Origin of the sequence: Staphylococcus edaphicus, assembly GCF_002614725.1 — a bacterium.
Classification (GTDB): domain Bacteria; phylum Bacillota; class Bacilli; order Staphylococcales; family Staphylococcaceae; genus Staphylococcus; species Staphylococcus edaphicus.
Map to the genome: position 1 here is coordinate 37,596 of NZ_MRZN01000005.1, position 25,589 is coordinate 63,184.

Here is a 25,589-nt window from a genome sequence, read left to right on the forward strand (position 1 = left end):
ATGAAGTGTATGTTAGATATTAAATTGTTCCGTAATGATCCAGAATTCCTTAAAGACAAAATTGCAAAACGTGGTATGGATTCTAAAGTAGTAGATGAAGTATTAGAACTAGATGAGCAACGACGTCAGTTGATTAGTCAAGCTGAAGAAATGAAGGCAGAACGTAATAAAGTGAGTGGGGAAATCGCTCAAAAAAAACGTAATAAAGAAGATGCAGACGATGCCATCACAGCAATGAGAAATCTAGGCGATGAAATTAAAGTGTTAGATGATACATTAAATCAAGTCGATGTATCTCTTAATGATAAATTATCTCGCATTCCAAATATCATTCACGAAGATGTACCTGAAGGTGATACGGATGAAGATAATGTAGAGGTTAAACGTTGGGGTACACCAAGAACATTTGAATTTGAAGATAAAGCCCACTGGGATCTAGTAGAGGAACTAGAAATGGTCGACTTTGAAAGAGCAGCGAAAGTATCTGGTGCGAGATTTGTATTCTTAACAGGTGACGGTGCACAATTAGAAAGAGCTTTAATGAACTATATGATTACAAAACATACAACGCAACATGGTTACACTGAAATGATGGTGCCACAACTAGTCAATGCAGACTCTATGTATGGCACAGGTCAACTTCCTAAATTTGAAGAAGATTTATTCAAAGTAGAAAAAGAAGGTCTCTATACTATACCAACTGCCGAAGTGCCTTTAACGAACTATTATCGTAATGAAATTATAGCACCGGAAGTATTACCAGCTAAATTCACTGCACAATCTGCATGTTACCGTAGTGAAGCAGGTTCTGCTGGCCGTGATACAAGAGGACTCATTCGCTTACACCAATTCGATAAAGTTGAAATGGTGCGCATCGAAAAACCAGAGGACTCTTGGCAAGCATTGGAAGATATGACTGAACACGCTGAAGCAATTTTAGAAGAGCTTGGTTTACCATATCGTCGTGTTATTTTATGTACTGGAGATATTGGATTTGGTTCAAGTAAAACATATGATTTAGAAGTTTGGTTACCAAGCTATAATGATTATAAAGAAATTAGCTCTTGCTCAAACATCACTGATTTCCAAGCACGTCGTTCAAATATTCGTTTCAAACGTGATAATAACGCGAAACCAGAATTAGCACATACGTTAAATGGTAGTGGTTTAGCAGTAGGTCGTACCTTTGCAGCTATCGTTGAGAACTATCAAAACGAAGATGGTTCAATAACAATACCAGAAGCATTAGTACCATTCATGGGTGGTAAAACAGTTATTCGTCCAACTAAATAACAACAATGAAACTAATATTAAAAACGCTTAGTGACCATAGGTCCTAGGCGTTTTTTGTGTTGATGGGGTAGGGTAGGTGTAAAAGCATCGAAGATTGAGTGCATTCTATAATAAATAAGTTATCGAAATAGGGGTTAGTCTTATTTATTTCTAAAAATTCAGAAACAATATGAAAATTGGTTTAAAAAGGTTTTTAGACAATCGTAAGTCTAACGTAACACAAACGGGTGTCTAAAAATGTTGCTAATTTTTTATTGCCTATATTAGAATTAATTTATTATTTTCAAAGTGGACGGAAAGGGTGAGCATATGGAGCACGATGCGCATGTAACGTTTAGACAAGGTGTCAAAGCATGTATTCCGACTTTGTTGGGATATGCGGGTGTAGGGTTATCATTTGGAATTGTTGCGGTTGCCTCAGGGTTTAGTTTATTAGAGATTATATTATTATGCTTGCTAGTTTATGCAGGTGCCGCACAGTTTATTATTTGTACCCTTGTCATTGCAGGAACGCCAATATCGGCAATTGTATTAACTGCATTTATTGTAAATTCTAGAATGTTTTTATTAAGTATGACGCTTGCACCAAGTTATAAAGATTATCGTTTATTAAATAGAATTGGAATAGCGACATTGGTTACAGATGAAACATTTGGCGTTGCAGTCACACCACATTTAAAAGGTGAAAAAATTAATGATCGTTGGTTATATGGTTTAAATATAACTGCATATGTCTTTTGGACAATTGCATGTATGATTGGCGCAATATTTGGGAAGTATATTCACAATCCAGACGCCTTAGGATTAGACTTTGCAATCACAGCAATGTTCATATTTCTTGCAGTATCTCAATTTGAGTCGATCAGACGTTCGCAAATTAAGATATATCTTGTTCTAATTATATGTGTCATTGTGATGATGTTAATTTTAAGTTTATTTATGCCATCGTATGTAGCTATTATCTTAGCTTCTACATTAACGGCAGCGCTTGGGGTGGTGATGGAACGATGACTACGACAATACATATGTTAACAATTATTATATTATGCGGTATTGTGACTTGGTTTACGCGTATCATACCGTTTGTAATGATTTCTAAAGTCCATTTATCTGAACGTGTAATAAAATGGCTCTCGTTTATTCCCATCACACTGTTTACAGCTTTGATTATTGATGGTGTTTTGATTCAAGAAAAGGGTGTTTCGGGGTATAGCATTAATTTTCCATTTTTAATTACGATGTTGCCAACGATTGTTATTGCTATTGTTTCACGAAGTTTAACGATAACCATATTGAGCGGTATAATTATAATGGCGTTGTTAAGATGGTTTTTTTAATGAATATCATTGATGAATCACATAATATCCGTTAGAATTATAATAATTAGAAAATTGAGATATTTCAGACATTCAATCTGTTATTCTTTCGTTTTATACAATTAAAATCAAATCTTATTCCGAGAAGCTAAGGGACTTGGCCCAGTGATGCTTCAGCAACCGGCTTGAAAAGTACGGTGCTAAAACCAACGATACACTCGAATGATAAGTAAACAAGACTTCTTACTTATTTTAAATGAGTGAGAAGTTTTTTATTAAGTAGGAGGGAAATCATGACGAATTATACCGTGGATACTTTAGAATTGGGACCTTTCACAACGGAGTCAGGAGAACTAATACCTAATTTGAAATTGCAATATGAGCATGTAGGTTTAAAAGGGCAGCCATTAGTGGTGGTCTGTCATGCTTTAACAGGTAATCATTTAACATATGGAACAAATGACAATCCAGGTTGGTGGAGGGGTATCATCGATGGTGGCTATATGCCGATTCATGATTATCAGTTTTTGACTTTTAATGTAATTGGTAGCCCGTATGGTTCAAGTTCGGCATTAACAGATTCTGATTTTCCTCAAACACTCACGTTAAGAGATATTGTGCGTGCGATTGAAATAGGGATAGAAACGTTAGGCTTTGAACGTATCCATATTTTGATTGGTGGTTCTTTAGGCGGTATGCAGACGATAGAATTGTTGTATAATCGCAAGTTTGATGTCGATAAGGCGGTTATACTTGCTGCAACCGATAAAACGTCTTCATATAGTCGTGCCTTTAACGAAATCGCAAGGCAAGCTATTCATTTAGATCATAAAAATGGTATGAGTATTGCAAGACAACTTGGATTTTTAACGTACCGGTCATCTAAGAGTTATGATAAACGCTTTACACCGGACCAAGTCGTGGCTTATCAAAAGCATCAGGGAAATAAGTTTAAGCATCATTTTGATGCGTCATGTTATTTAACACTACTGGATGTCTTGGATAGTCATGATGTAGATAGAGGTCGCGATGATGTGGATGAGGTATTTCGTAATTTAAATACGAAAGTCATGACGATGGGTTTTACAGATGATTTACTTTATCCGGACGATCTTGTAAAAGCGGTAGGGGAACGATTTAAATTCCATAAGCATTTCTTTGTCCCTGATAATGTAGGCCATGACGGATTCTTACTTAATTTTAATGATTGGGCACCAAATTTATATCATTTCTTAAAGGTATATAACACTAAACGTAAATAAAATAAAGCAAGGAAAATTGTTAATTTAGGACGTGCCGGATGTCTTCTTTATATATAATAGGACATTGGTGACGTCCTATTTTTATAGATAATACTAAGCAACAATTGCCATTGAACAAAGCAATCGTTTGCATCACTTGCATGGTGCTATAAACTTCTTAATGGAACTTCTATTAAAATAAGTTGGCAATAATTGTATAAAAGTTTTAAAGAGGTTAAAATGAAAGATATAGTCAAAAATAGTATGGGAGTGGCGAATTTGTTTTCTAAAATATATCCTAAGGCAACTGTGCTTAGTATACTAACGCTAATCGTAGTAGCTTTAGCTTTACATATATTACCACCGCTCGGTCTTGTATTGAGTGTGTTTGCGACAATTCCTGGCATTATCTTATGGCATAAATCAATCGAATCATTTGGTTTGACGGCTGTCATAACAGTTGTATTAACGACGTTACTGGGTAATATATTTGTATTAAGTATCATGGTTCTCGTGCTCATTGTGAGTTTCGTTGTTGGCCAATTATTAAAAGAAAGAACATCTAAAGAACGTATACTATATATAACTACTACATATATTAGTATGGTTTCATTAATTGCATTTATGGGACTTCAAACATTTGATAAAATACCAAGTGCGACAGCTTTAATGAAACCAATTAAAGACCAAATGCATCAAGTGGTTTCTGGTGCAGCAGTAGGTAATGATTACAAGGAAATGCTTGAAGAAGGATTCCGTCAGATGGCCGTTCAGTTACCAAGCTATGTAATTATTACAGTTTTTCTACTTGTTTTAATCAATTTAATTATCACTTTTCCAATTTTACGTAAGTTCAAAATCGCTACACCTATTTTCAAACCATTATATGCTTGGCAGATGAGCCGTTCATTATTATGGATGTACATTATTGTTCTGATTTGTGTTATGTTTGCGAGTCAAGCTGGTACTTTTCAAAGTGTCGTATTAAATTTTGAAATTGTGTTATCATTATGTATGTATATTCAGGGGTTAAGTGTGATTCACTTTTTCGGAAAGGCGAAATCAATGCCACTCGCACTTACGGTGTTATTAATGGTTATAGGGACGATTTTAATGCCATTAACTCATATTGTCAGTCTCCTGGGTGTGATAGATTTATGTATTAACTTAAAAAGTATCATTAAAAAATGATTTGAGGTGGAAAAATGAACCGTCAATCCACTAAAAAAGCGTTGATTTTACCATTTGCGATTATGACGCTCACAGCAATCGTCCTTGTTGTCGTTTGGTTTGTTTTTAACCAGCTCGTAGCAGGTATAGCGACTATTGTATTAGTGATTATTATCATAGGGACAGCGTTTATGGTAAGACAAGCTTTACAGAAATTAGACAGCTATGTTGACAATCTAAGTGGACATATTTCAGAAGGTAGTAATATCGCAATTAAAAATTTGCCTATTGGAATGATTATCTTAGATGAAAATGAAAACATAGAGTGGATGAACAAATTTATGTCGGACCGTTTGAATCGTAATGTGATTTCCGACCCAGTCAACGAAGTATATCCTAATATCTTAAAACAATTAGAAAAAACACAAGAAATAGAAATTACTGAAAATGAATACCACTATCGTGTGCGTTATTCAGAAAAAGAACATGTGCTTTATTTCTTCGACATCACAGAAGAAGTCTATACAAATGAATTATATGAATCATCTAAACCCATTATTGCGACATTATTCTTAGATAATTATGATGAAATTACGCAAAATATGAATGATACGCAAAAATCAGAAATCAACTCAATGGTTACGCGTGTGATTAGTAGATGGGCAACAGAACACAATATTTACTTTAAACGTTATAGTTCTGACCAATTTGTAGCATATTTAAATCAAAATATTTTAAACGAAATTGAAGCAACGAACTTTAGTATTTTAAGCCAATTACGTGAAAAAAGTGTTGGCTATCGCGCCCAATTAACATTAAGTATTGGTGTAGGTGAAGGTTCTGAAAATCTGATTGATCTAGGGGAACTTTCTCAATCAGGTCTTGATTTAGCACTAGGCCGTGGTGGTGACCAAGTTGCCATCAAACACATGAATGGTAATGTACGATTCTATGGTGGGAAGACTGACCCTATGGAAAAACGTACACGCGTGAGAGCACGTGTAATTTCACATGCGCTTAAAGATATCTTGATGGAAGGTGACAAGGTCATCATCATGGGGCATAAACGTCCCGATTTAGATGCCATTGGTGCTGCCATTGGTGTATCACGTTTTGCAATGATGAATAACCTTGATGCTTATATTGTTTTAAATGAATCGGATATCGATCCAACACTGCGTCGAGTGATGGATGCAGTAAATGAAAAACCAGAACTAAAAGACCGATTTATCACTTCTGATGAAGCATGGGACATTATGACGTCCAAGACAACGCTTGTCATTGTAGATACGCATAAACCGGAAATGGTTATTGATGAAAATATTTTAAACAAAGCCAATCGTAAAGTGGTCATTGACCATCATAGACGTGGTGAAAGTTTCATCTCTAGTCCATTGCTTGTTTATATGGAGCCATATGCAAGTTCAACTGCAGAACTTGTTACAGAATTACTTGAGTATCAACCAACAGAGCAACGTCTGACACGTTTAGAATCGACTGTCATGTTTGCAGGTATTATTGTAGATACACGTAACTTTACGTTACGTACCGGTTCTAGAACTTTTGATGCGGCAAGTTATTTACGTGCTCATGGTGCAGATACAATATTGACACAGCATTTCTTAAAAGACGATCTCGACACGTATATCAACCGTACAGAATTGATTCAAACAGTCAAACTGCAAGGCAATGGTGTTGCGATTGCCCATGGTTCAGATGAAAAAATCTATCATCCTGTAACAGTTGCACAAGCAGCCGATGAACTGTTAAGTTTAGATGGTGTAGAAGCTTCTTATGTTATAGCGAGAAGAGAAGATCATGTGGTAGGTATGTCTGCGCGTTCACTTGGTGCAGTCAACGTTCAATTGACGATGGAAGCACTTGGTGGTGGCGGTCATTTAACCAATGCAGCCACACAATTAAAAGATGTGACTGTTGATGAAGCAATAGAAAAATTACAACAAGCGATAACAGAACAAATGAGTAGGAGTGAAAATTCATGAAAGTAATATTCACACAAGATGTAAAAGGTAAAGGCAAAAAAGGCGAAGTTAAAGACGTACCAGTAGGTTATGCAAATAACTTTTTATTGAAGAAAAATATGGCAGTTGAAGCAACGCCAGGCAATTTAAAACAATTAGAACAAAAAAATAAAGCTGCTGAAGCAGAGCGTCAACAAGAAATTGAAGATGCTAAAAAATTAAAAGCGCAATTAAGTGAAATTGAAGTCGAAGTATCTGCTAAAACAGGTGAAGGTGGAAAATTATTTGGTTCAGTTAGTACCAAACAAATCACACAAGCATTACAACAACAACACGACATCAAGATTGATAAACGTAAAATGGACTTACCAAATGGTATCCATGCATTAGGTTACACTAACGTACCAGTTAAATTAGACAAAAAAGTTGAAGGTACAATTCGTGTACACACAGTTGAACAATAATAATGGATTGAGATATGAGGTGTAATCGCAATGGATGGAATGTATGAACAAAATCAAATGCCACACAGTAATGAGGCTGAACAGTCTGTCTTAGGTGCCATTATCATAGATCCAGAATTAATCAACACAACTCAGGAAGTATTACTTCCTGAGTCCTTTTATAGAGGTGCACATCAACACATTTTTAGAGCCATGATGAACCTCAATGAAGATAATAAAGATATTGATGTCGTTACAATTATGGATCAGTTGTCCCAAGAAGGACGATTGAACGAAGCGGGTGGCCCTCAATATCTTGCAGAATTATCAAGTAATGTGCCGACAACGCGTAATATACAATATTATACGGACATAGTATTTAAACATGCTACGAAGCGTAAATTAATTCAAACTGCCGATAGTATTGCGAACGATGGCTATAATGATGAACTGGAACTAGATACGATACTTAACGACGCTGAACGTCGTATATTAGAATTATCATCCACACGTGAAAGTGATGGATTTAAAGACATACGAGATGTCTTAGGTGAAGTGTATGAAAATGCAGAATTATTAGATCAGAACAGTGGTCAAACGCCAGGTATTCCAACAGGTTACCGTGATTTAGATCAGATGACGGCGGGTTTTAACCGCAATGACTTAATTATATTAGCTGCACGTCCTTCAGTGGGTAAGACTGCCTTCGCACTTAATATTGCGCAAAAAGTTGCAACACATGAAGACCACTTTTCAGTGGGGATTTTTTCCCTAGAGATGGGTGCCGATCAGTTAGCAACACGTATGATTTGTAGTTCAGGTAACGTGGATTCTAACCGCTTAAGAACGGGTATGATGACTGAAGAAGATTGGAATCGATTTACCATTGCAGTTGGTAAATTATCACGTACGAAGATATTTATTGACGATACGCCAGGTATTCGAATTACTGATATTCGTTCTAAATGTCGTCGTTTGAAGCAAGAACATGGTTTAGATATGATTGTAATTGACTATTTACAATTAATTTCAGGGAGTGGCTCACGTTTTTCTGATAATAGACAACAAGAAGTATCAGAAATTTCGCGTACATTAAAAGCCATCGCCAGAGAATTAGAATGTCCGGTAATTGCACTGAGTCAGTTATCTCGTGGTGTTGAACAACGTCAAGATAAGCGCCCAATGATGAGTGACATTCGTGAGTCAGGTTCTATCGAGCAAGATGCCGATATAGTTGCCTTCTTATATCGTGATGATTATTACAATCGTGGCGAAGATGAAGAAGACGATGATGATTCAAATTACGAACCGCAAACGAATGACGATAATGGTGAAATTGAAATTATTATCGCCAAACAGCGTAATGGCCCGACAGGAACAGTTAAGTTACACTTTATGAAACAATATAACAAATTTACAGATATAGATTATGCTCATGCCGATTTTGGATAAATGAGAAAAATATTTAGCGACAATTTCCGTACAATAATTCACCGAATTGTTTTATTGTACGGTTTTTGTTTGTGTTTGACGAAGTGACTTCAGTGTAAGTATGTGTCTTTTTACATAGACGAAGGGAACAAAAGCATTGGTATTACTAAGATTAAAGGGTGATTTCTTTGAATGCGATGCTCTTCAATTTTTGAAAAATAACAATGAATCAATGTTCGATTTTTGGTTTGCAATATAGATGGTCTATTGGTAAAATACGTAATGGTTAATCGAGAAAACTTGGAGGTGCTCATATGTCATCAATAGTAGTCGTTGGGACACAATGGGGAGACGAAGGTAAAGGTAAAATTACAGATTTCTTAGCAGAACAGGCAGACGTTATTGCACGTTTTTCAGGCGGTAACAATGCAGGTCATACAATTAAATTTGGTGGCGAAACTTATAAATTACACTTAGTACCATCTGGTATTTTCTATAAAGAAAAATTAGCAGTCATTGGTAATGGTGTCGTTGTCGATCCAGTAGCACTATTAAAAGAATTAGACGCTTTAAATGAAAGAGGTATTTCAACAGATAATTTACGTATTTCAAACCGTGCGCAAGTTATTTTACCTTATCATCTTAAACAAGATGAATATGAAGAAGAACGTCGTGGAGATAATAAAATCGGTACTACGAAAAAAGGTATCGGCCCAGCTTATGTAGATAAAGCACAACGTATTGGTATCCGTGTTGCAGATTTATTAGATAAAGAAACATTTGAAAAACTATTAAAAGATAACATCGAATATAAAGGTGCGTACTTCAAAGGTATGTTTGGCAAAGAATGTCCAACATTTGAAGACATCTTTGAAACATATTATGCTGCAGGTCAACGTTTAGCACCATTTGTTACGGACACTGCAAAAGTATTAGATGATGCATTTGTCGCAGATGAAAAAGTATTATTCGAAGGTGCACAAGGTGTTATGTTAGACATCGATCACGGTACTTATCCATTTGTGACATCAAGTAACCCAGTTGCCGGTAATGTGACTGTTGGTGGTGGTGTAGGGCCAACATTCGTATCTAAAGTCATCGGTGTATGTAAAGCCTATACATCACGTGTTGGTGATGGTCCTTTCCCTACAGAACTATTTGACGAAGATGGGCATCATATCCGTGAAGTAGGACGTGAATATGGTACAACAACAGGGCGTCCACGTCGTGTAGGTTGGTTCGACTCTGTCGTGTTACGTCATTCTCGTCGTGCAAGTGGTATTACAGACCTATCAATTAACTCAATTGATGTATTAACAGGCCTTAAAGAAGTTAAAATCTGTACTGCTTATGAGCTAGATGGCGAAGAAATTACTGAATACCCAGCTAACTTAAAAGACTTACAACGTTGTAAGCCAATCTTTGAAACATTACCAGGTTGGACAGAAGATGTGACAAGTTGTCGTTCATTAGAAGAATTGCCTAATAATGCACGTAGATATTTAGAACGTATTTCTGAATTATGTAACGTGAAGATTTCAATCTTCTCAGTAGGTCCAGACCGTAATCAAACAAACTTATTAAAATCATTATGGTAGGTCATTAGACCATATATTTATAAAAATACCTTGTAGATGTCATCAATCATTGAGTTGATGGCAAAGCTACAAGGTATTTTTGTTTATTATATTAATGGTGTACAGATTGATTACGAAAAGATAATATTTGGTCAACGGCATAAGCGTATCCTGGACGCGCCATAGGTTGTGTTTGCTTCATTTTTTTAATATGCGCTTGATATGTTGTATGGTTTTGTAACATTTCCATTACTTTCATTTTTAATGCTTCAGCGGTGATTGTCTCAGAGCTCGCTTGTTGCCCAACTTGTGCATGTTCAATTTGTTGTGCAACTACAGGTTGATCTGCACTCTGTGGAAAGGCTAATAACGGTACTTCCATTAATAACGCTTCATTTGTACTATTCATACCAGCATGCGTTAAGAAAAGTGTAGTATGTTGTAATAACTCAGTTTGAGGTACGTATGGTTTTAATAATACATTGTCAGGGACTTCCTCAAAATCAGCCACATTGTTTGTGTGACCGATTGATATGACCACAGATGCATCAATATCTTTAAAGGCGGCCAAACATTTATTGAAAAAACGCATGTTTTGATTAAAGACAGTGCCAAGTGAAATATAAATAACGGGTCTTGTTTGATTGATTTGTTCCATAAAGTGAGTTGGTTGCGGTTGTATGACAGACGGACCAACAAAGCGATAACGGGCTGTATCAAATAACTCAGGGTTGATTTGAAATGCTTTCATGATATAGACAATATTGAGCTCACCTGGATTATTCATCGCTGCATAACGTGATACTACATCGACACCATATGTGGTTTGAATATGCTGTTGCAACTCGCTAAATGTGTTATCTACGTCATTTTTTTCAGTTGTAGTTAATGCCTGCATATTAAATTGGAGTGCCGCTTCAAATGTTTCTGCAGTATGTGCAAATGTAGTAACCGACGAAACCGTTGGAATATTTAATTTTTGTGCTATTAAGCTCCCACAACTGAACATGGAGTCATAAATTAAATAATCGTAATGTTCGTCTTTAGTTTCTGCCAATATCTTTGGCAATATGACATCGACAGTATTCAATAAGCCATTAATGATATAGCATAAATTACCAGAGCCATAAGCTGTAAAACGTTGTATAATCTCATCCGAGGGTAGTGTACGAACCTCTACACCAGTATCTGCTAGTTTGTCTTGATATTGATCTCCAATATAATAAACAACTTCTTCACCACGTGATACAAGTTCTTTACATACGGCAATCGTCGGATTGATATGTCCAATGGATCCTGAATTGATAAATAGTACCTTAGCCAATGATTACGCCCTCCTAATGTGTTATTTAATTAGTTTATCAAAAAGAATTGAAAACAAAAAAGATTTAAATTTTAATAGTTTCTTAAAAAATGTAAAACAAGTGGACGATTTTAATAATTTAGTGGTAATCATTAGCAATTAAGCATGCTTCAATCTCCACATGATAGACTTTTTAGTCGTTTCAGCGTTGTATTTGCACTTTATACAATTAATATAGAAAATTATACTAATAAAATTAAAAAAATAGCTTGTCATCCCTCATAAGAGTTGATATAATTTATCTTGTGCTTAAGACAGGCTCCTTGGTCAAGCGGTTAAGACACCGCCCTTTCACGGCGGTAACACGGGTTCGAGTCCCGTAGGAGTCACCATTTTAGGTCTCGTAGTGTAGCGGTTAACACGCCTGCCTGTCACGCAGGAGATCGCGGGTTCGATTCCCGTCGAGACCGTACAAAATCCCATCCAATAGGACGGGATTTTTTTATGCGCAAATTGAGCTATATCAAAGTAGTTATTAGGTAATTTTTAGATAATGTTATAGTATGGTGGGTAAGATGAATTGAACAATAGTTATTTTAATAAGGTAACTGCTACAAATTAAATGTGTTCGGCAGTTTTAAAATACGGTGAAATTAAAAATGAGGTGCGTGCTATTGCCAAATTACAAAAATTTAGAAGAAACAGATTTGATGAACCTCATCAGTGATCGTCACAATGATTTAAGACAAAAAGTAGAATATTTGACGGCGCAACAACTACCACAAGTTCAATTTGGTAGTTCAGAATGGTATTTAATCACTATTATTAAATATGATAGTCCTTCTTTAGCAGAATTAACGCAGAAGATTAATTTAACGCGCCAAGCGATTCATAAAGCGGTTAAACAATTAGAACAGAAGCAAGTCGTTCAGATTGAACACGTGCCGAACAATAAAAAAGAAAAACGCGTGACCTTAACGCAACTAGGTATAACATGTTATGAAAAATATATTGAAAACAAACAGCAAATTATTGCCCATATTGCCCATGTCATAGGACAGTCAGAAGTAGAACAGCTACATCAATTGTTACAAGCAGACTGGCAATTAGAACATTTTAAGGGCGATGAATGATAAGCGTATGTAACCGTAAATCAGTGTTAGATACGCTTAATTTTGTGCTCGATTATTGTCAACTAGGTTGACAATAAAGGCGGATTTTTGCTAAAGTGAGTTGGTTAGTCTTTTGAACCTCATAAATTATTAAAGGTTTCATGAAATGCCTAAGTGCAAAATTATGAAACGATATTGCTTTATGATGTTATCAATATATCTCGTATATTGATAAACCATCAGATTTACAAAGGAATCATTGAGCATTATTAGATGCCTTTTATTTTAAATATGTGGTTCATATAGCAGCAAAAAATTGAATGGAAATATAGGAATAAGTCATAACTTATGTAGAGCATTGAGTAAGGGAAACCAGCGATGAATCAATCGTTTTGAAGTGGTTTGATAATAAAAATACTCAACGTTCTCATTTATACTTATACTTCGTTTACCATAAAAAAGGAGTATATTAAATGGCAACACAAGTAAACGTAAAAAACCCAAAAATGTACGCGCTCGTCCTCATGATTGGCGGTTTTATGGGACTGTTCAGTGAAACAGCACTAAATATGGCATTAACAGATATTATGGCTGACTTTAAAGTGTCGGCAGCAACTGTACAATGGTTAACAACAGGTTACTTACTCGTAATGGCCTGCTTAGTACCAGCGTCTTCGTATCTGATTAAGTGGTTTAGTACGAAATCATTAATTATTTTCGGAATCATATTATCACTTCTAGGTGTGATCATCGGCGCACTTGCACCTAACTTCGGCTTATTATTATTGGGTCGAATTATTCAAGCGCTAGGCACAGGGATTTTATTACCGATAATGGTAACGGTCTTAATGTTAATCTTCCCAATTGAAAAACGTGGTGCCGTAATGGGTATCATGGGACTTGTAATCACAGCAGGGCCGGCACTTGGACCAACACTTTCGGGTGTCATAATTTCAGCATCAAGTTGGCACTACATCTTCTGGATAAGCGCCGTCTTATATTTAGTCGTCTTATGCTTAGCGTTAACTAACACAGAGAACGTGGGAGATATCTCGAAACCCAAAATCGATATCTTATCCATTGGTTTATCTACTATTGGTTTTGCGGGATTAATCTTCGCATTAAGTTCAATGGCAGAAGCGGCTTTCACAAATGTCATCGTATGGCTTCCATTAGTCATCGGTATCGTAGGCTTAGCCATCTTTGTTATACGTCAATTCAAAATTGATTCACCAATGCTAAACTTAAACGTCTTCAAATATCCAATGTTCGTCCTTGGCGCATCTATGGTATTCATCACCATCCTCTGTATCTTATCAACCGGTATTTTACTACCATTATATTTAAAAGGTGCACTATTATTTAGTTCAGTTATTGCTGGTTTAATCCTATTACCAGGTAATGCAGTCAATTTAGTACTTTCGCCGATTGTCGGATCATTATTTGACCGCTTTGGTGCAAGATACTTCGGTATCATTGGATACCTATTAATGTTTATTGCTGCGATTACATTTGCGTTTATAATTTCGGCTTCAACACCAGTTTGGGCAATTATACTCACATTCATGGTTTTATTCTTTGGTATTACAATGGTTATGATGCCAGCACAAACAAACGCTTTAAATCAATTACCACACGATTTATATGCCGATGGTTCAGCGACAATTACCACGTTAATTCAAGTCGGTGGCTCAGCAGGGACAGCGATTGCCATCACGATTTATACAACGGCAATGAAGTCATTTGGCGCTGCACATCCAAGTGCTAGCCAAGAGTTAATACTGTCACATGGTGTACAATTTACCTTTATCTTCATAACGGCATTGACAGTTATCGGATTGATACTTTCATTATTCGTTAAAAAACAGAAAAGCGTATAAATAGATTGCATTACACTAAGTAAACGAAACTGTGAATATGGATTTAAGATAACAAATTGCCATAAATTGGATTAAAGTATTCAGAACGAACAACGAACTTGAACATAAGTTTTTAAACTAAAACAACCACTACAATAAGGAGTGAGCACACGTCATCTAATTAAATATTAGGTTACGCGCTTGCTCCTTTATTTATGTTATAGGCAACAAATTCGAATGAACAACTACTATTGAATAAACTGTTTATACCTGTGATGGCGCGATAAATATCTATTTAATCACAAAAATGTTATAATTTTACAATATACCGTGTTAAATTTTTGTTTAGAAAAATAGAATTAGCACGCCATAAATGGTAAATTATATTATAGGGAAATGCGTAGAATTTAATGTAAATGTACTACAATATAGAAATGAGGTTTATAAATATGGCTAGAAAAGTTGTTGTAGTCGATGATGAAAAACCAATTGCTGATATTTTAGAATTTAATTTGAAAAAAGAAGGGTACGAAGTATTTTGTGCTTACGATGGTAACGATGCCGTAGATTTAATCTATGATGAAGAACCAGATATCGTCCTATTAGACATTATGTTGCCTGGTCGCGATGGTATGGAAGTATGTCGTGAAGTACGTAAAAAATATGAAATGCCAATTATCATGTTAACGGCTAAAGACTCAGAAATTGATAAAGTCTTAGGTCTCGAGCTAGGTGCGGATGACTATGTGACGAAACCGTTTAGCACACGTGAACTCATCGCACGTGTAAAAGCCAATTTACGTCGTCATTATTCGCAACCAGCACAAGAAGTTAACGATGCATCCAATGAAATTGCTATTAAAGACATCGTCATCTATCCAGATGCATACTCAATAAAAAAACGCGGCGGTGATATCGAATTAACACACCGTGAATTTGAATTATTCCATTACTTATCTAAACATATGGGTCAAGTAATGACACGTGAACATTTATTACAAACTGTTTGGGGTTATGACTATTTTGGTGATGTACGTACAGTAGATGTAACAATTCGTCGTTTGCGTGAAAAAATTGAGGACGATCCGTCTCATCCAGAATATATTGTGACACGCCGTGGTGTTGGATATTTCCTCCAACAACATGATTAGAGGCACGTTTAGATGAAATGGCTTAAACATTTTCAGTCCTTACACACGAAACTGGTTATTGTCTATGTATTACTCATTATAATCGGTATGCAAATTATCGGTTTATATTTTACGAATAGTCTAGAAAAAGAATTAACACAAACATTTAAAAATAATATTTCGCAATACGCGAAACAAATTGAAATAAATATAGAAAAGGTCTATGACGAAGATAATGCGATTAATGCTCAAAAAGAAGTCCAGAACTTACTTAATGAGTACGCCAATAGACAAGAAATCGAAGAGATTCGCTTTATAGATAAAGATCAGATTATTATGGCTACATCAAAGCAGTCTACGCGTAGTCTAATCAATCAAAAAGCCAATGACAATTCTATTCAAAAGGCATTATCACTAGGCGAAATCAATAGTCATACCGTGTTAAAAGACTACGGTAATGGTAAACAACGTGTGTGGGTATACAACCTACCTGTGAAAACATCAGACGATGGCACAATTGGCGATATCTACATCGAAGCGGACATCAATGATGTATATAATCAATTGAGCAACATCAATCAAATCTTTATCATTGGTACAGGGATTTCACTATTGATTACCGTGATACTTGGATTCTTTATTGCACGTACAATTACGAAACCAATCACAGACATGCGGAATCAAACCGTTGAAATGTCCAAAGGTAACTATACACAACGTGTGAAAATTTATGGTAACGATGAAATCGGTGAACTCGCACTCGCCTTCAATAATCTATCCAAACGTGTTCAAGAAGCACAAGCAAATACCGAAAGCGAGAAACGCCGCCTCGATTCCGTCATCACGCATATGAGTGACGGTATTATTGCAACTGACCGACGTGGTCGCGTGCGTATCGTCAATGATATGGCACTAACAATGATGGGCACAATGAAAGAAGAAATCATTGGTGATTACATGCTTAACGTGCTGAAACTCGAAGAAGATTTTTCATTAGACGAAATTCAAGAAAACAATGATAGCTTCCTATTAGATATTAATGAAACAGAAGGTATTATTGCCCGGGTTAACTTTAGTACAATTGTACAAGAAACGGGCTTTGTGACAGGTTACATTGCCGTGCTACATGACGTAACAGAACAACAACAAGTTGAACGAGAACGTCGTGAATTTGTTGCCAACGTTTCACACGAATTGCGCACGCCATTAACTTCCATGAATAGTTATATCGAAGCACTCGAAAGCGGCGCTTGGAAAGATGGCGAATTAGCACCACAATTCCTATCCGTGACACGTGAAGAAACAGAACGTATGATACGTCTTGTAAATGACTTATTACAACTCTCTAAAATGGATAATGAATCTGATCAAATCACCAAAGAAATTGTCGACTTTAATATGTTTATTAATAAAATTATTAACCGTCACGAAATGTCAGCGAAAGATACAACGTTCGTTCGTGAAATTCCAAAACAAACCATCTTTACGGAAATTGATCCTGACAAGATGACACAAGTATTTGACAACGTTATAACCAATGCGATGAAATACTCTCGCGGAGATAAACGAGTCGAGTTTCACGTGAAACAGAACGCGTTATATAATCGTATGACCATTCGTGTTAAAGATAATGGTATTGGGATTCCAATTAATAAGGTAGATAAGATTTTTGACCGCTTCTACCGTGTAGATAAAGCACGTACACGGAAAATGGGCGGTACAGGTTTAGGTCTAGCCATTTCTAAAGAGATTGTAGAAGCACATAATGGTCGCATTTGGGCAAACAGCGTAGAAGGACAAGGCACGTCAATCTTTATTACACTTCCTTGTGAAGTTCTAGAAGATGGTGATTGGGATGCGGAGTAAAGAATTAATCAAATCCATAATCCTAATCCTTCTTGTCTTAATGAGTGTCGTGTTAACCTACATGACGTGGAACTTCTCACCAGACTTAGCCAATGTAGATAATCAAGACAGCAACAACAAAGCATCCGAAGCAAACACAATCGGTAAACCACTCAGTGAAGGTATGGACCAAGTGATTACGCCATACCAAGTCGTTCATTCCAAAAGTGAAAAAACAGAAGGCATGGCAGCAACGAAGCAAAATGTCGAATCAACATTGAAACCATTAAAAAATCATCGCGTATTACATGCAGAACAAATGCATAGTAATCATAACTTAATTATTCCGGACTTAACGGATGAATTTCTAATCTTTGATTTCAGCTATGACATGCCACTTGCAACCTATTTAGGTCAGGCACTCAATATTGATGCAAAAGTACCAAATAATTTTAAATTCGATCGTCTTATCATCGATAATAATGAAGATGGTAATGTGAAACTTTATGCGATCAGTAAAGATAGACATAACGTTGTACGTATGACGACTTCCGCCAAATTAAGTAACTTTAAAAAAGTTGTCAAAACACAACATAAGTATATGCAACCATATACAGAAATTATAACGAATAAAGACACAATTGACAGAGCGACACACATCTTTGCACCGAAAGCACCTAAAGCATTGAAATCATATCATACGATTTACAATCGCATTAGCGTAGATACGATGAACTCAATCCTATTCAATGATTCCGTGGTTGTCCGTAGCACGAAGAGTAGTACTGCAACTTACAACAATAATACGGGGGTAGCAAATTATAACGATGAAAGTGAAAAATACCGTTATACGAATCTTTCAGAAGATGAAAATCGCTCAACCAATATGCAAGATAGTATTCCGAGTACCTTTGATTATATTAATAATCACGGTGGCTTTACGGATGACTTTAGGTTATTCAATATAGATAATAAAAATGGCGAACTGACATACCAAATGTTCTTAAATGGACGTCCTACATTTAATGACGATGATTTGAACAACATCAAAGTGTCTTGGGGAGATAAAGGCGTCTTCAGCTATGCACGAGCATTGCTTAAAGCAAATGTTACCATCGATAGCGGCGAAGACGACACGAAATTACCAGGTGCTGAAACCGTGCGTTCAGAACTGGCAAACAACCCAGAAATCAACTTTGAAAAAGTGACGAACATGACGATTGGTTACAACATGGAAGATAAACCAGATAAAAGCGATATCGAAATTCAACGCAATAGTGAATTTAAACCACAATGGTATGTACAATATGACGGTAAATGGCGTGCATATGAAGATGGGGGGCTAGAATAAATGAACTGGAAACGAGCCAAAACATTATTTATTTTCGTGTTTATTCTAGTCAATATCAGCTTGGTGATTATCTATGTGGATAAAGTAAACAAATCTCACATCAATGATAGTGAAGAAGAAAATGCAGTCAATTTTAAACAAGAAGAAATTAAAATTCCAGAGAATCTACCAAGTGTTAAAAATTTGAAAATGCAATTATTGACCGCAAGATCATTTGATTTTTCATCTTATGCAAAGTCACGCTCTGAGATTTCGAGTGAAGACTCCGGAGCTGTGGCCAAAGGTGATATTAACAGTCCAATCGATGTCGGAAACGATCAATATACAGCATTAAAAGCTTACGTTAAAGATAACGTCTACAAAGGTAATGATTACGAAATGAGTAACATCGATAAAGACAAGGTTACCTTCGAACAAACGTATAACGACTATCCCATTATGAACAACAATAAAGCAAGACTTGAGTTTAATGTGAATAGCGATAGCAAAGCGTCAAGCTATAAGCAAACAGCAATGAAATCAATTGAACCATCCGAAGGCGCAAACAATGATAAGAAACAAGTTAAATCAGCTAAGAGCGCCATCGAGGCCCTGTACTACAATCGCTACCTCAAGCGTAATGACGAAGTCACGAATGCACGACTTGGGTACTATACCGTTGTCAAAGAACCCAACGTACAAGTACTCGAAGCCAATTGGGAAATTAAAGTGAAACACGGTGGTAAGATTCAAACATATTATGTTGAAGCCGTTTCAGACAGCCCCAAAATTATTGAAGAATAATGTCGATTAACTAGCACACCTTTTCACAGGTGTGCTTTTTGTATGCTTATGGAAAATTTAAAAAATGAGTATGATTAAATAAACAATATATACGTAAGTGGTAGCAAAAGTATGTTAAAATTAAATACTGTTAATACGTGTTATAGAAAAATATAAATAACGCGACAATAGATAATGCATGTGTCGAAATCACTGTAATGACAAAGGTATTCTCACATAGTCCAAGCTTGATTTTTGAAGAGACCACATTTGTATGTGTTTGACTGGATAGCATCCAGATTGATTTCTCAGGGGAAGCGGTTGTGGTCTGAGCAGTGATTGATTGCGTTTGTTCAATAGAAATAATTAGACAACGGGCATGTTGACGGCACATAAACCGTAGACTGACCAACCAAAATAAAGTTAAACAATGTTTATAGATTAGAAAGGGTGAATCGCTTGATACGTATGAGTGTATTAGCGAGTGGTAGTACAGGAAACGCCACTTATGTAGAAAGTGATAAAGGTAGTATCCTAGTCGACGCAGGTTTGACAGGAAAGAAAATGGAAGAACTATTTGGCCAAATAGACAAACAGATTAAAGATCTTAATGGCATCTTAGTAACACATGAACATTCAGACCATATTAAAGGGTTAGGCGTATTAGCACGTAAATACAAGTTGCCAATTTATGCTAATGAAAAAACATGGACAGCCATCGATAAGAAAGACAGCAAAATTCCAATGGACCAAAAATTCATCTTTAACCCATATGAAACAAAATCATTAGCCGGTTTTGACATCGAATCATTTAACGTATCACATGATGCCATTGACCCACAATTTTATATTTTCCATAATAATTATAAGAAATTTACCATTTTGACAGATACTGGTTACGTTTCAGACCGCATGAAAGGCATGATTCAAGGCAGTGATGCGTTCGTCTTCGAAAGTAATCATGATGTCGATATGTTACGCATGTGCGGCTATCCTTGGAAGACCAAACAACGTATCCTAAGCGATATGGGCCATGTTTCAAATGAAGATGCAGGCCATGCCATGACAGATGTCATTACAGGCAGTACAAAACGCATTTATCTGTCTCACTTATCACAAGACAACAATATGAAAGACCTCGCACGTATGAGCGTCGGACAAGTACTCAACGAAAATGACATTGACACAGAAAAAGAAGTACTGCTTTGTGATACCGACAAAGCCAACGCAACACCTATATATACGTTATAGAAGCCCTTGCTCCTTCATGGAAGGAGTTTAGGGCTTCTTTATGCATTAGCGTAAGCTAATATGATCCACATAAGGAGCGGGAGAGAGATTGATATCTCGCAATGATGGGTAGCTTTATATATATAGAGAGAAACCAGTCAATTACTGCGCATTGACAGATGCACCATCATAGCGGATAAATTTGAGCATTAAAGAAATTATTGCATAAGTATAAACCAACGTAATTATGCGTTATGTGGAAAATTATAGCGACTACTCAATGAACGAACCTATATCTCAGGATGAGGTATAGATTTTTTTTTGCTAACTTTGATTATAAATAATCCATGATTATACAACCCTATGTCTTAACTTAGGTGAAATATACAGTTACCGAATAAATATAAATAGTGGATAACTTGGCTAGTAATAAGGATTAAACGCTAAGTTTATGAAGAAAAGGTTAAGTTTGTGAATAAGTATGTAAGACAACCGGCAACTTATCCACTATTTTGTCCAAAGTTATCCAGAGATGTGCACAATTAACATGGAAATACCCACATTATGCACAGAGTTATCCACAAATACACAGCATAGTTCTCTCTTTTTGTGAATAAAACGTAAAAGTTATTAAAAAGTCGTATACATTACTGTTATAATAAGAGGGAATAGTGTGAATAAGTGTATAACTTGTGGATAACTTTAACAATCTATACTTTTTCCAAAACTCGGAGGATAAATATGAAGATTACAATACTCACAGTAGGCAAATTAAAAGAGAAATACTGGAAGCAAGCCATTGCAGAATACGAAAAACGTTTAGGCGCGTATTCAAAAATAGAAATTGTCGAAGTGCCTGATGAAAAAGCACCTGAAAACATGAGCGATAAAGAAGTTGAACAAGTGAAAGAAAAAGAAGGTCAACGTCTATTAGCAAAAGTAAAACCACAATCCACAGTCATTACGTTAGAAATCAAAGGCAATATGCTAACGTCCGAAGGCTTAGCAAAAGAAATTGAAAGCCGCATGACTCGTGGCCAAAGCGACTTCACCTTTATTATTGGCGGATCTAACGGTCTGCATAAAGACGTACTAAATCGCAGCGACTATGCCCTTTCTTTCAGTAAGATGACCTTCCCACATCAAATGATGCGCGTCATTTTAATTGAGCAAGTCTACCGTGCGTTTAAGATTATGCGGGGAGAAGCATATCACAAGTGATGCGGTTTTTTTAGTCTCTTTACGTATGAGGTTTATGAGAATTGCCGTTATGTTTTTGCGAGAGTTATCAATCTTTTTGATAGTAAGAAAGTACATAGAAACTAAAAGAATATTTTTATCTACAATAACATTTATAATTTATTCTGTTATTGTATGTTTATTTTAATCATTAGTATCATTGCTGAGATGTTACTTGATATTCTATGTCTATTTTTTAGGAAATTCTATACTATTAAAATTATGGTATTTTATACGCAATAAAGGACTAATCTATTTTATACAGATTAGTCCTTTATTGTAGTCTTTAAAAACTAGTTACTCATTAATATTTTTTAGTACAATTTCAGCAACCTCACTTACTATTTTGTCATTAGGTTTACCATACTTTCTATCTTTATTTGTAAATATCACCAAAATTATAGGTTTATCTTGTCCATCTGGATAAACAAACGCAACATCGTTTCTTGAACCGTATGTTAGTGCTTGACCACTCTTATCCATAACTTTAAAGTTTGAAGGTGCACCATCCTTAATTAATGTATCGCCACTTTTATTTTTGAACATTAGATTAAGTAAGAAATCTTTGTTTGCTTTGCTAAGATCTCCATCAGCTATAAGTTTCTTTAAAGTTTTACCATAGGCTAATGGAGTACTTGTATCTCGTTTATCCTTTGGTGAATAAAAATTTAAGTCTGGTTCTTTTCTAGATGGATGTGTCGTTGTATCGCCTAAATCTATCAGTTTCGTTTTTACTTGCCCATATCCTCCCAATTCATCGATAATTTTATTATTAGCCGTGTTATCGCTAAATAACATGGTAGCTTCTATAAGCTTTTTTAAAGTTATCTCTTTGCCAATATATTTTTCTAACACTGGTGAATATGGAACAATATCATCTTTATTAATGTGAATTTTTTTATCTAATTTGTTGTAAGGTGTTTGTTCAAGCAGCATTGCGCTACTTATAGTTTTTAATGTGGAAGCATAAGCAAAACGCTTATTTTCATTAAATGATAATTCTTTACCATTTTGAGTATTAAGAGCATACATACCTACGTTAGCACCATATTTTTTTTCGATCTTTTCAATGTCGTTATTAGTTGAATTCTTACTATTACAAGCACTTAATATCAACGCTAACACGACTAAAATTATTAATTTTTTCAATTTTATTCCTCCTGTATATTACAAATGTAATCTTTGTGAAAACAATTCCCCACTATTATTTTTAATTAATACCAAGTCAAAAGAAGTATTCGAATTACTGATCTATATCAAATTGAGTTTTTCCATTATCATACAAATCATCATAAACTTTTCCAGATATAGTAGCATTATAGCTGGCCATCCCTTTATTTTGAACGTCTTTAACATTAATCGCCATTAACATATTAGGATTATTTTTATTATATGAAACAAACCAACCTATTTGTCTTCCAGTTTCCCCTTGGTTCATTTTTAATTCTGCTGTGCCAGATTTACCTATAATTCGAGCATAATTTTTGTATATATCATCCCTATGTGTTTTATTAACTACACGTTCCATACCATTAGTTAATATGTCTATGTCTTTTTTAGATATAATATCTTTTTTCCATATTTGAGATTTTGTTTTACGTAAAACATGAGGGTTTTGTATATTTCCGTTATTTTCTAAAGCACTGTATATTGATAAAATTTGTATAGGATTTACTAGTATCTCGCCTTGGCCATATCCTGAATCTGCTAATAATATTTCATTGTTTAGATTACTATTTGAGATTTGTGCTTTATAAAAGGGATAATCACTCGGGATATTTTCACCGATTCCTAAATCTTGCATACCTTGCTCAAATTTTTTAGCTCCTAATGCTAATGCAATGCGGGCAAAAAATATGTTGTCTGATGATTCTATTGCTTGCTTTAAATCGATATTACTGTCTACTACTTTAAATCTTGTGATATTATAATCCCCCCATGATGCATCTTTTTGCCAACCCTTACCATAAATATCAAAATTAGTATTTTCGTCTAGTTTATTTTCTTTTAAGGCTATAATAGATGTTAATATTTTTTGGGTTGAACCTGGTGATGTAGTGATTTGAAATTTGTTGATCAAAGGCTCTTTTTTATTGTTAGTTAATTTACGGTAGTCATTATTGCTTAGTCCATTCATGAATGGATAAACATCATACGATGGGGTACTTACCAAAGCTAAAATTTCTCCAGTTTTTGGTTGTAATGCTGTACCAGATCCATCGTCATTTTTCATATGTTTATAAATACTTTCTTGTACTCTAGCATCTATAGTTAAATGAAGATCTTTTCCGTTTTCAGCCTTTTTCTTCAATAATGTGTCTAAAGGTTTATTGTCATAAGTATTTGCAATGGATACCTTAAAACCATCAGTGTTTTGCAATTGTTTATCATAGAGGCGTTCTAAGCCTTTTTTTCCAATAACAGTATTTTTGCTATAGTTTCTAAATTGCTTACTTTTTAACTCGTCAGAATTAATTGGACCCACATAACCTAAAAGGTGTACTGTTGCTTCGTTCAATGGATAAACACGGCTTTTTATAGTGTTTATTTGTAAATTGTATGATTTAATTAATTTGTCTATATATTCATCTTGTTTATTTATCTTTTTAATTGGTACAAATGAATCTGGCTGAACCCATTTTTGATTAACTTTATTGGTTATAGCTTTTGTATCAATTTGTAAGTCACGAGCAATATCATCATATTTTTCTTTGGGTGTTTTGTTAGGGACAATACCGATTTCATATGTATTTCCAGTTTTAGCTAATTCTATACCATTTCTATCTTTTATTTTGCCTCGCTCTGATTTTAATGTTTCTATATTAATTTTCTGTCCATTTTTCAAACCAGGTACTATTACGTCTGGTCTCCAATCTAATTTCCAATGCTTATCTTCATAAATAAAGTTTAATTGTGTATTACGTCGTATAGTTCCATATTTTGTATATATGTTATATTTAACATCAACTTGCTTTTTATCTTTTCCAGTTTTTTTAATTTCATGATTAGTAATTTTTAAGTTATTGACACTTAAATCTTTGTAAATTTTTTTATTCCTATCTACAATTTCTTCTTCTCCATATGCCAGTTTAGATTTTTCTGAACTATTTTTATATACTTCGTTATAGTTTCTTTTTTCAATAGAACTAATTGTTTTCTCAATATCGTCATCTTTGAATAACCAAGTTATTATAATCATAATTAGTAAAAGAACTAGCACACTAATATAAATTTTTTTCATCTCTTCCTCCTTTGGTACTACAAATGTAATCCAATAATATTACATTTGTAGTCTGTTTGTCAAA

General features: G+C 35.1%; 21 protein-coding genes, 2 tRNA genes and 1 riboswitch. Of the genes, 19 read left to right on the forward strand and 4 right to left on the reverse strand.

Translation table 11 applies throughout. The features are described 5' to 3' along the window. Positions 1-9: 9 nt before the first annotated feature. The 9 genes from serS to BTJ66_RS04755 all read left to right on the forward strand — a co-directional run bounded on the left by serS (position 10) and on the right by BTJ66_RS04755 (position 10,474). A complete protein-coding gene (gene serS / locus BTJ66_RS04715) occupies positions 10-1,293 on the forward strand; it encodes a serine--tRNA ligase (RefSeq protein ID WP_099089823.1) in 1,284 nt (427 codons plus the stop codon). Positions 1,294-1,602: 309 nt separating this feature from the next. Continuing rightward, the gene (locus BTJ66_RS04720) at positions 1,603-2,304 is read left to right on the forward strand and encodes an AzlC family ABC transporter permease (RefSeq protein ID WP_099089824.1); all 702 of its coding nucleotides are present in this window, start codon (positions 1,603-1,605) and stop codon (positions 2,302-2,304) included. Continuing rightward, a complete protein-coding gene (locus BTJ66_RS04725; RefSeq protein ID WP_099089825.1) occupies positions 2,301-2,630 on the forward strand; it encodes an AzlD domain-containing protein in 330 nt (109 codons plus the stop codon). The genes BTJ66_RS04720 and BTJ66_RS04725 overlap by 4 nt, the downstream gene beginning before the upstream one ends. A gap of 111 nt (positions 2,631-2,741) precedes the next feature. Then, positions 2,742-2,841, forward strand: a riboswitch (SAM riboswitch). A 61-nt stretch (positions 2,842-2,902) separates the two neighbouring features. Then, positions 2,903-3,871 (forward strand): homoserine O-acetyltransferase MetX, encoded by a 969-nt coding sequence (metX, locus tag BTJ66_RS04730; protein ID WP_099089826.1) that lies wholly within the window; start codon positions 2,903-2,905, stop codon positions 3,869-3,871. A gap of 243 nt (positions 3,872-4,114) precedes the next feature. Beyond that, complete coding sequence (locus tag BTJ66_RS04735; RefSeq protein ID WP_193433013.1) at positions 4,115-5,041, forward strand: YybS family protein; 927 nt, start codon at positions 4,115-4,117, stop codon at positions 5,039-5,041. Positions 5,042-5,055: 14 nt separating this feature from the next. Further along, a complete protein-coding gene (locus tag BTJ66_RS04740; protein WP_099089827.1) occupies positions 5,056-7,023 on the forward strand; it encodes a DHH family phosphoesterase in 1,968 nt (655 codons plus the stop codon). Further along, complete coding sequence (gene rplI, locus BTJ66_RS04745) at positions 7,020-7,466, forward strand: 50S ribosomal protein L9 (RefSeq protein WP_099089828.1); 447 nt, start codon at positions 7,020-7,022, stop codon at positions 7,464-7,466. Before BTJ66_RS04740 ends, rplI begins: the two co-directional genes overlap by 4 nt. A 30-nt stretch (positions 7,467-7,496) precedes the next feature. Continuing rightward, positions 7,497-8,897 (forward strand): replicative DNA helicase, encoded by a 1,401-nt coding sequence (dnaB, locus tag BTJ66_RS04750; protein ID WP_099089829.1) that lies wholly within the window; start codon positions 7,497-7,499, stop codon positions 8,895-8,897. A gap of 293 nt (positions 8,898-9,190) precedes the next feature. After that, positions 9,191-10,474 carry an adenylosuccinate synthase gene (locus BTJ66_RS04755; protein WP_099089830.1) on the forward strand — a complete coding sequence of 428 codons (1,284 nt, stop codon included), beginning with the start codon at positions 9,191-9,193 and terminating at the stop codon, positions 10,472-10,474. Positions 10,475-10,565: 91 nt separating this feature from the next. Here the strand turns inward: BTJ66_RS04755 and BTJ66_RS04760 are convergent, their stop codons facing one another. Next, entirely contained in the window at positions 10,566-11,777 is a 1,212-nt protein-coding gene (locus BTJ66_RS04760; protein ID WP_099089831.1) for a macrolide family glycosyltransferase, read from the reverse strand. A 296-nt stretch (positions 11,778-12,073) separates the two neighbouring features. On the opposite strand from BTJ66_RS04760, the gene BTJ66_RS04765 reads away from it, so the two are divergent. The 8 genes from BTJ66_RS04765 to BTJ66_RS04800 all read left to right on the forward strand — a co-directional run bounded on the left by BTJ66_RS04765 (position 12,074) and on the right by BTJ66_RS04800 (position 19,836). Continuing rightward, positions 12,074-12,148, forward strand: a tRNA-Glu gene (locus BTJ66_RS04765). Between the two features lie 5 nt (positions 12,149-12,153). Continuing rightward, positions 12,154-12,226 (forward strand) — tRNA-Asp (locus BTJ66_RS04770). A gap of 204 nt (positions 12,227-12,430) precedes the next feature. After that, positions 12,431-12,889: a MarR family winged helix-turn-helix transcriptional regulator gene (locus BTJ66_RS04775; RefSeq protein WP_099089832.1), complete on the forward strand. Its 459-nt coding sequence runs from the start codon at positions 12,431-12,433 to the stop codon at positions 12,887-12,889. Positions 12,890-13,341: 452 nt separating this feature from the next. Further along, positions 13,342-14,748 (forward strand): DHA2 family efflux MFS transporter permease subunit, encoded by a 1,407-nt coding sequence (locus BTJ66_RS04780; protein ID WP_099089833.1) that lies wholly within the window; start codon positions 13,342-13,344, stop codon positions 14,746-14,748. A gap of 428 nt (positions 14,749-15,176) precedes the next feature. Next, positions 15,177-15,878 carry a response regulator YycF gene (gene yycF / locus BTJ66_RS04785; RefSeq protein WP_099089834.1) on the forward strand — a complete coding sequence of 234 codons (702 nt, stop codon included), beginning with the start codon at positions 15,177-15,179 and terminating at the stop codon, positions 15,876-15,878. A gap of 12 nt (positions 15,879-15,890) precedes the next feature. Further along, entirely contained in the window at positions 15,891-17,723 is a 1,833-nt protein-coding gene (gene walK, locus BTJ66_RS04790; protein WP_099089835.1) for a cell wall metabolism sensor histidine kinase WalK, read from the forward strand. Then, positions 17,713-19,053 carry a YycH family regulatory protein gene (locus BTJ66_RS04795; protein WP_099089836.1) on the forward strand — a complete coding sequence of 447 codons (1,341 nt, stop codon included), beginning with the start codon at positions 17,713-17,715 and terminating at the stop codon, positions 19,051-19,053. The genes walK and BTJ66_RS04795 overlap by 11 nt, the downstream gene beginning before the upstream one ends. Continuing rightward, positions 19,054-19,836: a two-component system regulatory protein YycI gene (locus BTJ66_RS04800; RefSeq protein WP_099089837.1), complete on the forward strand. Its 783-nt coding sequence runs from the start codon at positions 19,054-19,056 to the stop codon at positions 19,834-19,836. It abuts the gene before it with no gap. 130 nt (positions 19,837-19,966) lie between these two features. Here the strand turns inward: BTJ66_RS04800 and BTJ66_RS13505 are convergent, their stop codons facing one another. Continuing rightward, entirely contained in the window at positions 19,967-20,209 is a 243-nt protein-coding gene (locus BTJ66_RS13505; protein WP_153043317.1) for a hypothetical protein, read from the reverse strand. A gap of 56 nt (positions 20,210-20,265) precedes the next feature. Between BTJ66_RS13505 and BTJ66_RS04805 the strand changes: the two genes are divergently transcribed. Continuing rightward, positions 20,266-21,066 carry an MBL fold metallo-hydrolase gene (locus BTJ66_RS04805; protein WP_099089838.1) on the forward strand — a complete coding sequence of 267 codons (801 nt, stop codon included), beginning with the start codon at positions 20,266-20,268 and terminating at the stop codon, positions 21,064-21,066. A gap of 720 nt (positions 21,067-21,786) precedes the next feature. Then, entirely contained in the window at positions 21,787-22,266 is a 480-nt protein-coding gene (rlmH, locus tag BTJ66_RS04810) for a 23S rRNA (pseudouridine(1915)-N(3))-methyltransferase RlmH (RefSeq protein ID WP_099089839.1), read from the forward strand. A 315-nt stretch (positions 22,267-22,581) separates the two neighbouring features. On the opposite strand, the gene blaZ is transcribed toward rlmH, so the two are convergent. Continuing rightward, positions 22,582-23,433 (reverse strand): mecC-type penicillin-hydrolyzing class A beta-lactamase BlaZ, encoded by an 852-nt coding sequence (gene blaZ / locus BTJ66_RS04815; RefSeq protein ID WP_099089840.1) that lies wholly within the window; start codon positions 23,431-23,433, stop codon positions 22,582-22,584. Positions 23,434-23,527: 94 nt separating this feature from the next. Continuing rightward, a complete protein-coding gene (gene mecC, locus BTJ66_RS04820) occupies positions 23,528-25,525 on the reverse strand; it encodes a PBP2a family beta-lactam-resistant peptidoglycan transpeptidase MecC (RefSeq protein WP_099089841.1) in 1,998 nt (665 codons plus the stop codon). Positions 25,526-25,589: the final 64 nt, after the last annotated feature.

Bases quoted from the DNA above. Each gene is read 5' to 3' on its own strand.
- serS (WP_099089823.1), top strand. From the start codon at position 10: ATGTTAGATATTAAATTGTTCCGTAATGATCCAGAATTCCTTAAAGAC.
- BTJ66_RS04720 (WP_099089824.1), top strand. From the start codon at position 1,603: ATGGAGCACGATGCGCATGTAACGTTTAGACAAGGTGTCAAAGCATGT.
- BTJ66_RS04725 (WP_099089825.1), top strand. From the start codon at position 2,301: ATGACTACGACAATACATATGTTAACAATTATTATATTATGCGGTATT.
- metX (WP_099089826.1), top strand. From the start codon at position 2,903: ATGACGAATTATACCGTGGATACTTTAGAATTGGGACCTTTCACAACG.
- BTJ66_RS04735 (WP_193433013.1), top strand. From the start codon at position 4,115: ATGGGAGTGGCGAATTTGTTTTCTAAAATATATCCTAAGGCAACTGTG.
- BTJ66_RS04740 (WP_099089827.1), top strand. From the start codon at position 5,056: ATGAACCGTCAATCCACTAAAAAAGCGTTGATTTTACCATTTGCGATT.
- rplI (WP_099089828.1), top strand. From the start codon at position 7,020: ATGAAAGTAATATTCACACAAGATGTAAAAGGTAAAGGCAAAAAAGGC.
- dnaB (WP_099089829.1), top strand. From the start codon at position 7,497: ATGGATGGAATGTATGAACAAAATCAAATGCCACACAGTAATGAGGCT.
- BTJ66_RS04755 (WP_099089830.1), top strand. From the start codon at position 9,191: ATGTCATCAATAGTAGTCGTTGGGACACAATGGGGAGACGAAGGTAAA.
- BTJ66_RS04780 (WP_099089833.1), top strand. From the start codon at position 13,342: ATGGCAACACAAGTAAACGTAAAAAACCCAAAAATGTACGCGCTCGTC.
- yycF (WP_099089834.1), top strand. From the start codon at position 15,177: ATGGCTAGAAAAGTTGTTGTAGTCGATGATGAAAAACCAATTGCTGAT.
- walK (WP_099089835.1), top strand. From the start codon at position 15,891: ATGAAATGGCTTAAACATTTTCAGTCCTTACACACGAAACTGGTTATT.
- BTJ66_RS04795 (WP_099089836.1), top strand. From the start codon at position 17,713: ATGCGGAGTAAAGAATTAATCAAATCCATAATCCTAATCCTTCTTGTC.
- BTJ66_RS04800 (WP_099089837.1), top strand. From the start codon at position 19,054: ATGAACTGGAAACGAGCCAAAACATTATTTATTTTCGTGTTTATTCTA.
- BTJ66_RS13505 (WP_153043317.1), bottom strand. From the start codon at position 20,209: ATGTGCCGTCAACATGCCCGTTGTCTAATTATTTCTATTGAACAAACG.
- rlmH (WP_099089839.1), top strand. From the start codon at position 21,787: ATGAAGATTACAATACTCACAGTAGGCAAATTAAAAGAGAAATACTGG.
- mecC (WP_099089841.1), bottom strand. From the start codon at position 25,525: ATGAAAAAAATTTATATTAGTGTGCTAGTTCTTTTACTAATTATGATT.